Origin of the sequence: Vibrio sp. 1151_11, assembly GCF_029478525.1 — a bacterium.
GTDB classification, from domain to species: Bacteria; Pseudomonadota; Gammaproteobacteria; order Enterobacterales; family Vibrionaceae; genus Vibrio; species Vibrio anguillarum.
Genome location: NZ_SHMN01000026.1, coordinates 43,609 through 51,907 on the forward strand (window position 1 = coordinate 43,609; position 8,299 = coordinate 51,907).

At 46.0% G+C, this 8,299-nt stretch carries 8 protein-coding genes; 1 reads left to right on the forward strand and 7 read right to left on the reverse strand.

Annotated features, from left to right (window positions below):
• The first annotated feature begins 11 nt into the window (after window positions 1-11).
• The gene (locus tag EXZ60_RS16015; protein ID WP_194567596.1) at window positions 12-1,337 is read left to right on the forward strand and encodes a Na+/H+ antiporter family protein; all 1,326 of its coding nucleotides are present in this window, start codon (window positions 12-14) and stop codon (window positions 1,335-1,337) included.
• 82 nt (window positions 1,338-1,419) lie between these two features.
• Here EXZ60_RS16015 and purF read toward each other — a convergent pair whose 3' ends face one another.
• The 7 genes from purF to EXZ60_RS16050 all read right to left on the reverse strand — a co-directional run.
• A complete protein-coding gene (gene purF, locus EXZ60_RS16020) occupies window positions 1,420-2,934 on the reverse strand; it encodes an amidophosphoribosyltransferase (RefSeq protein WP_013857289.1) in 1,515 nt (504 codons plus the stop codon).
• Window positions 2,935-2,967: 33 nt separating this feature from the next.
• Window positions 2,968-3,459, reverse strand: a complete 492-nt coding sequence (locus EXZ60_RS16025) for a CvpA family protein (RefSeq protein ID WP_019282275.1) — start codon at window positions 3,457-3,459, stop codon at window positions 2,968-2,970.
• Between the two features lie 61 nt (window positions 3,460-3,520).
• On the reverse strand, window positions 3,521-4,066 hold the full coding sequence (locus EXZ60_RS16030; protein WP_013857291.1) for an SPOR domain-containing protein: 546 nt from the start codon (window positions 4,064-4,066) through the stop codon (window positions 3,521-3,523).
• Window positions 4,067-5,332 (reverse strand): bifunctional tetrahydrofolate synthase/dihydrofolate synthase, encoded by a 1,266-nt coding sequence (gene folC, locus EXZ60_RS16035; protein ID WP_019282276.1) that lies wholly within the window; start codon window positions 5,330-5,332, stop codon window positions 4,067-4,069. It lies immediately after the preceding gene.
• 44 nt (window positions 5,333-5,376) lie between these two features.
• A complete protein-coding gene (accD, locus tag EXZ60_RS16040; protein WP_017043471.1) occupies window positions 5,377-6,303 on the reverse strand; it encodes an acetyl-CoA carboxylase, carboxyltransferase subunit beta in 927 nt (308 codons plus the stop codon).
• Window positions 6,304-6,478: 175 nt separating this feature from the next.
• Complete coding sequence (gene truA, locus EXZ60_RS16045) at window positions 6,479-7,273, reverse strand: tRNA pseudouridine(38-40) synthase TruA (protein ID WP_277435955.1); 795 nt, start codon at window positions 7,271-7,273, stop codon at window positions 6,479-6,481.
• 170 nt (window positions 7,274-7,443) lie between these two features.
• Window positions 7,444-8,299: FimV/HubP family polar landmark protein (locus EXZ60_RS16050; RefSeq protein ID WP_277435953.1), on the reverse strand; the 856-nt coding region annotated here is incomplete at its 5' end.

The following is an 8,299-nucleotide window of genomic DNA, read 5'->3' on the forward strand; positions in this document are numbered from 1 at the left end:
CCGAGAAATATATGAATCCTGTAGTAATTTCTGTATGCATCATGCTGCTTCTTGCGCTGATGCGGGTCAATGTCGTCGTCGCACTGACATTCAGTGCGATCGTCGGTGGTTTAGTTGCAGGGATGAGTTTAAATGACGCTGTTTCTGCATTTGAAAGTGGCTTAGGCGGTGGTGCAACCATCGCACTAAGTTATGCGATGCTAGGCACCTTTGCCGTCGCGATTTCTAAATCTGGTATTACTGACTTACTGGCGCAAAACGTGATTAAGCGTATCCATGGCAAAGAGCATGGCGCGGCCACCACAGGTTTGAAGTATGCAGTTCTGGTCGCGCTGGTTCTAGTTACCATGTCATCGCAAAATATCATTCCTGTCCATATCGCCTTTATTCCGATTTTAATTCCACCGCTATTGGGCGTCTTTGCCAAGCTGAAGCTTGACCGTCGCCTGATTGCTTGCGTGCTCACTTTTGGCCTTATCACGCCCTATATGGTCTTGCCTGTCGGCTTTGGTGGGATTTTCCTCAATAACATCTTGCTCAAGAATTTACGCGATAATGGCCTTGAAAACGTAACGGCAAGCCAAGTGCCAATAGCAATGCTGCTACCAGCCGCTGGGATGATTTTTGGCTTACTGGTCGCCATTTTCTTTACCTATCGTAAACCTCGCCAGTATAAAGAGACGGAACATACTGTCATTAATACCGAACCAAAAGCGATCAACAAAAAACATATTTTGATTGCCGCGCTCGGTATTATCACGGCACTTGCCGTGCAACTGTCCACAGGTTCAATGATCATCGGCGCACTGGCTGGTTTTATGGTCTTCACTTTTGGTGGTGTGATTGCGTGGAAAGAGACACACGATGTGTTCACCAAAGGTGTACATATGATGGCAATGATTGGCTTTATTATGATTTCAGCGGCCGGATTTGCCGCCGTGATGAAAGCCACCGGTGGCGTTGAGTCGCTCGTCGAAGCCTTATCAGTAAGCATTGGCGACAACAAAGCGTTATCGGCTTTATTAATGCTGATCGTCGGTTTGTTGGTCACTATGGGCATTGGTTCATCCTTCTCAACGATTCCAATCATCGCAACCATTTACGTGCCCCTTGCCCTCGCCTTTGGCTTTTCGCCTATGGCGACCATTGCGCTAGTGGGTACCGCTGCTGCGTTAGGCGATGCTGGCTCTCCAGCGTCAGATTCCACCTTGGGGCCAACGTCAGGCCTAAATGCGGATGGCCAGCACGAACATATTTGGGAAACGGTGGTTCCAACCTTCATCCATTATAATATTCCACTGATTGTGTTTGGCTGGATTGCAGCAATGATCCTTTAGTCGAACCCTGTTAACGAGCACAAAAAAGGCTTCCTAGATAGAAGCCTTTTTCTTTGCAGCCTATTTGGGGAGATGCGCTCGATTACGCGCCTTCGTTATGAATCTCTAGGTTGGCGAGATCTTGCTGGATTTCTCGAACCGTTTTTGCATCGTCGCTACGCATCGATTCAAGAAAATCAAGATACTGCTGATCAATATCGCCCGTGACATATTCGCCGTTAAATACCGACGCTTCAAATTTTGCAATATCGCGGTTACCCATACCAACGGCATCGACTAAATCTTCCAGATTTTGGAAAATCAGAGCATCTGCGCCAATTCGCTGCGCAATTTCATCGGCATCTCGACCATGAGCAATCAACTCGTTAGCACTTGGCATATCAATGCCATAGACGTTAGGGAAACGGATCTCAGGCGCGGCTGACACCATGTACACCTTGTTTGCACCAGAATCACGAGCCATCTCAATAATTTGCTCTGACGTAGTTCCACGCACTATCGAGTCATCCACTAGCAACACGTTTTTGCCCTTAAATTCAGAACGAATCGCATTGAGTTTACGGCGCACCGACTTTTTACGCTGTTGCTGGCCCGGCATAATAAATGTGCGGCCAACGTAGCGGTTTTTGACAAAACCTTGGCGATATGGAATATCAATCGCTTGTGCAATTTGCAATGCGATATCGCACGAAGTCTCAGGAATGGGGATCACAACATCAATATCTAAGTCAGCAAATTCGTTCTTGATGCGCTCACCCAACTTTTTACCCATTTCTACGCGCGCGCTGTAAACCGAAATTTTGTCGATAAACGAATCTGGTCGGGCGAAGTAGACAAATTCAAAAATGCATGGGTTAAGTGTTGGGTTATCGGCACATTGTTTAGTAAATAGCTGGCCATCAAAGGTCGCATACACCGCTTCCCCGGGGGCAAGGTCACGCACAAAATCAAAGCCGACAGCATCTAGCGCCACCGACTCAGAAGCGGCCATATATTCAGTACGGCCATCGACTTCACGTTTACCTAAGCAGATAGGACGAATACCATGCGGGTCACGAAACGCGATCATCCCATGCCCAATGATCATCGCGACAACAGCATAAGCACCGCGAATGGTGCGATGTACATTGGCGACAGCACGAAACACATCTTCTGCGGTTACATTGCCTCTGACTGTATCAATTTCATGCGCCAAGACGTTAAGCAGCACTTCGGAATCTGAAGTGGTATTGATATGGCGACGATCTTTTTCAAACAACTTCTGGCGTACTTCGTTGGCATTGGTGAGGTTGCCGTTATGAGCAAGCGTGATACCGAACGGGGAGTTAACGTAGAAAGGTTGAGCTTCTGAGGCACTCGAACTACCCGCAGTAGGATAACGCACATGTCCAATACCCACCGTTCCTTGAAGACGCTGCATGTGTTTTGCTTCAAAGACATCTTTCACTAAACCGTTCGCCTTACGCAGACGGAAACGATTGCTTTCTATGGTACAAATACCAGCGGCATCTTGGCCACGATGCTGCAATACCGTTAACGCGTCATAAATTGACTGGTTTACCAGCGTTGTACCCACGATTCCAACAATACCACACATGTCCTGATCCTCGATTTGCGACAGTAACTGGCGCTAAATCGCGCCAGAGAGAAAACTTGATGTTGCTTGTAAGTGCTCAAAGAACGGCGCAATGATACGGCTAAATTCCGGTACCAATTGCGAGCTCTTCCACCACTCTGAATTTGGAAATGCGGTAAACGCATCCATAAAAAACAAGGCAGCTGAAACAATCAACACACCACGCAATGCTCCAAAAACAATGCCCAGTACCCGATCAGTTCCAGATAGGCCCGTTTTTTGTACCAATTGAGCAATCACATAGTTAATGATCGCTCCGACAATGAGTGTTGCAACAAACAGTACTGCGATGGCCGCGCCATTACGAAACATGTCATCTTTGATATTTGAAAAATACACCGCAAGTTTTGCGTAGTATTGGCTGGCAATAAAAAATGCACCGAACCATATCACTAATGACAACGCTTCTTTAGCAAAGCCACGGACTAAACTGATCAATGCCGATAGGCCGATCACACTTAAAATGACAATATCTAACCAATTCATGAGTTCTACATCTTAAGTTGGCGCGCATTTTAACAGAAAAAAACGCGACGCAAACGTTTTCTTATGGGTTTAGTGGTTTAAATTTGAGCAATTGACCTTTTGCACCGGTAATTTTTTCCAGTTCTAAGAGTTGACGCTCAAGCTTGGTTTTGGAAACATCTGGGCCAATAATGATCCGAGTGAAGCCATTTTCTTGCTTAGTATGAGCTTGATAACCCCGTTTTTGCAGATCTTTAACCACGGTTTTTGCGTTTTCGGCATTCTTTAATGCCATCAACTGAATGAGCCAAGCACTATCTTGGTAATCATTTCTTTCCGCCGTTTCTTTCACTTTCACAGTGAGTGGCTTGCTCTGCGTTGCTGCGTCGCTCTGGTTAGTTTGTGCGATCACTTCAACAGGCGAATCGGGCAACGCGACTTGATCTTCAACGGGGTCGAGAATTTCAAACTTCTCTACGTCGCTGTCTAATTCAGGCTTAATTGGGATGCTGGCAATATCTTCTTTGTAGTGAGTCTTTTTGCCATCTAATACATCAGGCAACACTATCACCCCTATCGCCACCAATATAATTGTTCCTACCAAGCGGCTCTGAAACTTACTTGCCATTTATACTCCTTTGTTCTGCCAGTGCTCTAATACTTCACCCACAGTATGAAACGACCCAACCACGATAATGACATCATTGCTATCGGCTTGTGTCATCGCGGCTTCAAAAGCGCTGACTGGGTTAGCAAAAGGTTTAACGCCAGGCTCAAGGTACTGACACAGTTCACTCGCTTGCGCGGCTCTAGGGCCACTTAATGAAGCAGGATACCAAAGGTTAGCGATTGATTTCAGTTGATGAAGCGTGGCCTTCACATCTTTATCATGCAGCATGCCAATCACTACATGGACCTTTTTGTGTGCGTAACGCTGTTTGAGCTGCGCCACCAAATATTCAGCCGAATGGGGATTATGTGCAACATCAAGAATGATTTCTGGGCTATCACTGATTTTTTGCATCCGCCCAGCAAGTGTTGCGTTGCTCAGCCCATTGACGATATTGACATCACTCACAGCCAAACCGGAGCAGCCGAGTGCCATTAATGCCGTAGCCGCATTAGGCAAAGGCAAGCGAGGGAGCGGTAAATCAGATAACTCAAATGGACCACTTCGCCAATTCCACGTTGTTTCAGAGGTCAGTTCATAGGAAAACTGAATACCGACTTGGTACATCTCCGCACCAATATCATCGGCATGCGCTGCAACCGTTGGTGGTGGCTTAGGCTGGCCGCAAATGGCGGGTTTACCTGCGCGATAAATCCCCGCTTTCTCATAGCCAATAACATTGATGTCATCGCCGAGCCAATCCACGTGATCAATCGCCAAGCTGGTGATCACAGAAACATCGTGATCCACGATATTGGTCGCATCAAGTCGGCCACCTAGCCCAACTTCCAATAAAATGACATCCACCGCTTGCGTTTGAAATAAACGCAGCGCCGCCAATGTACCGAACTCAAATAGGCTTAAACTGATGTCACCCCGTTGCGCTTCAACAAAAGCGAAGGCTTGCGTATGCAGCTCATCGCTGAGCTCAAGCGCATTAATACGCACGCGTTCGTTATAACGGATAAGATGAGGTGAGCTATAAACGCCCACGCGATAACCTGCATCCAATAAAATGGCTTCCATTAATGCACAGGTCGAGCCTTTGCCATTCGTTCCAGCCACGGTAATTACGGTAGGTGCAGGTTTAATAAGATTCGCTTTTTGAGCCACAGCTTGAACACGATCCAAGCCAAGGTCGATAGCGGAGGTATGAATATTCGCTAAATAATCAAGCCACATCGCAAGAGAGGATGTGGCTTGTGGGATAAGGTTTTGAGTCATCTAACGTTTATAACCATTAAGCAGTTAGTGTGTTAGTGCCTACTTTACCCTTTTTCGTGCGCTTCTGGTACAGCGTAATCAGGTTCAGTCGGTGAATCGTCAACAGAAACGACCAATGGTGAGCTGTGATTGGTCAATTTAGCGATCAATCCACCTACGCGTTGACGCATTTCACGGCGATCGACAATCATATCAATCGCACCATGCTCAATTAGGAATTCGCTGCGTTGGAAACCTTCAGGTAGATCTTCACGTACCGTTTGTTCGATAACTCGACGACCTGCAAAACCAATCAGTGCTTTAGGTTCACCAATATTGATGTCACCAAGCATCGCTAAACTTGCCGATACGCCACCCATGGTAGGGTCCGTCATCACTGAGATATAAGGTAAGCCTTTGCTTGATAAACGTTCAAGCGCCGCACTGGTTTTTGCCATCTGCATCAATGACATTAACGCTTCTTGCATACGCGCGCCGCCGCTGGCAGAAAAGCAAACCAAACCACAGTTGTTTTCTATAGCGGCATCAACAGCTCGTACGAAACGCGCACCAACTACAGACCCCATTGAACCACCCATGAAAGAAAACTCAAAAGCACAAGCAACCAAAGGCATACCCAATAGTTCGCCTTGCATCACCACAAGAGCGTCTTTCTCACCACTGCTTTTTTGAGCGGCTGAAAGGCGTTCTTTATAACGTTTTGAGTCTTTAAACTTGAGTTTATCTTGCGGCTCTAACTCGTCACCAATCTCGACACGATTCTGTTCATCAAGAAAAGTCTCTAAGCGGCGACGTGCTTTCATGCGCATGTGATGATCACATTTAGGACACACTTCCAAGTTACGCTCAAGCTCAGCGTGATATAACACTTGCTCACAAGAAGTACATTTAGTCCAAACCCCTTCAGGGATGGATGCTTTACGCGAAGTTACGATATTGCTTTTTTCTAAAATCTTTTCAAGCCAACTCATGGAAGACCTTTACTCTTAACTCTCTCGCGTGATTGCGAGAGATACAAATTTGGGATTTATGCGTGAGGATTAAAACATATAAAATGCTTAGTGTAGACAAAAAACTGGTTGTACCTATTTTCTGGCTGTCATTTCCACACACGTCACGACTCTGTTTTGGACACTTTACGCGTTATTAGTTCAAATTATCAGCTAAAAATAGCGGCCCAAGCGACTCTTTTGGTAAAGAAAATTCTTCTGGATAATCAACAGCAACTAAATATAATCCTTCCGCTTTGGCTGTTGCACCCGCCAGTTTTCTATCTTTGGCTTCAAGCAGCCATTTTATCCATTCGGGAGGCTGCTCACCCCGGCCGACGACAATGAGGCTACCAGTGATATTTCTCACCATATGATGGACAAAGGCGTTGGCTTTAATGTCGATGACGACATAGTGGCCATGGCGAGTCACATTCAAATGCATGACGTTTCGCCAAGGACTATTAGATTGACAATGCACAGCGCGAAAAGAGGTGAAATCATTTTCGCCCAATAAAAGCTGCCCTGCTTGCTGCATTTTCTCAACGTCTAAATCGCCATGATAATGACTGACACCTGAAGATAATATGCCAGGGCGATAAGCATGATTATAAATGATGTAGCGATAACGGCGTGCTGTAGCCGAAAAGCGAGCGTGAAAATCGCTTGAAACCTCAGTTGCCCAACGAACAGCGATATCTTTTGGTAAATGAGCATTGACACCCATTGTCCAAGCGACCATTTTTCGGCAAGCCGTAGTATCAAAATGTATCACCTGCCCTGTGCCGTGAACCCCTGCATCGGTGCGCCCCGCACACAATACTTCAACCGGATGGTTCGCCACAACTGTGAGTGCTTTTTCTAATTCTTCTTGGACACTTTTAACGTCACGTTGTCGCTGCCAACCATAGTATTGAGAACCATTGTACTCAATACCTAAAGCGATTCTCATCATCTGATTCTCTTTGAAAATGGGTCGGGCAGTATAATCGCAATCAAAAAAAAATTCTAATCGACAAGCCATCTACCCCGACAACTTTCAATGTGAAGTTCAGGTCATCTGCAAGTCAGAAAAGGCTATTCAATAACAACGAGGCCGTATATTCACGGCCTCGTTTGTTTTTAAGCTCGGCGATTAATGCTGTCAATCAAGGATTTCGCTTCTCGTCGAATATCATCACTACCATCAACAATGGCTTCCTCTAACAGTTTTATCGCCCCTTTATCATCGTTCATCTCGATGTAAATTTTGGCGAGGTCAAGCTTACCCGCCGCCTCAGAGTTATTGTCTACATCGATATCACCAATGTCACCAATCACATCCGGAAATTCACTTAAACCAACATCTAACTTGAGTTCTTCATCTTCAGGGCTGATCCCCTCTTCACCCTCAACTTGAGCCATTAGCTCATCGATGGTCATGTACTGGCTCTTTTGGGCTTCAAAATCATCGAGTTCATCTTGAATTCCCCAGTTTTCATCAAGAATTTGAGGCTCGTCGGTTTGGATCTCATCGTTCCAAACGGCAAGCTCTTCTTCAGGCACGTCATCTGGGATGGAAGCTTGTTGATCTGGCGTTAAATTAAAACCGTTCCAATCTTCACCGCCTACCTCTAACATTGCATCAATATTCATACCAGCACTATCAATGGTACGAGCATCTAATGGTCGATCAAAAGAGAATGGCGCAGAAGATACACTTTCCTCATCTAGCCAATCTTTTAAGGCTTTCTCATCAAACTCCTGTTTTGAAACACTCTGCAATTGGTCTGCGTCATCATCTTCTAAAAGCGGCTGTTGATCTGTTTCTAGTGCTGGTTCGTTAATTGAAGCAAGTGCATCTTCTTCACCGAATTCAGGTAAGGATTGCTCGTCAATCGCTTCAAAACTTTCTTGAGCAACAGGCTCTGACGCCGCTTCTTGAGGCTCGGCTATCGCATCCGCTAGCGCGTCTTCTTCTGTGTACTCTGGCAGCTCA

What these genes read in the sequence shown, in the direction of transcription:
- EXZ60_RS16015 (WP_194567596.1), top strand. Translation starts at nt 12, where the DNA reads ATGAATCCTGTAGTAATTTCTGTATGCATCATGCTGCTTCTTGCGCTG.
- purF (WP_013857289.1), bottom strand. Translation starts at nt 2,934, where the DNA reads ATGTGTGGTATTGTTGGAATCGTGGGTACAACGCTGGTAAACCAGTCA.
- EXZ60_RS16025 (WP_019282275.1), bottom strand. Translation starts at nt 3,459, where the DNA reads ATGAATTGGTTAGATATTGTCATTTTAAGTGTGATCGGCCTATCGGCA.
- EXZ60_RS16030 (WP_013857291.1), bottom strand. Translation starts at nt 4,066, where the DNA reads ATGGCAAGTAAGTTTCAGAGCCGCTTGGTAGGAACAATTATATTGGTG.
- folC (WP_019282276.1), bottom strand. Translation starts at nt 5,332, where the DNA reads ATGACTCAAAACCTTATCCCACAAGCCACATCCTCTCTTGCGATGTGG.
- accD (WP_017043471.1), bottom strand. Translation starts at nt 6,303, where the DNA reads ATGAGTTGGCTTGAAAAGATTTTAGAAAAAAGCAATATCGTAACTTCG.
- truA (WP_277435955.1), bottom strand. Translation starts at nt 7,273, where the DNA reads ATGAGAATCGCTTTAGGTATTGAGTACAATGGTTCTCAATACTATGGT.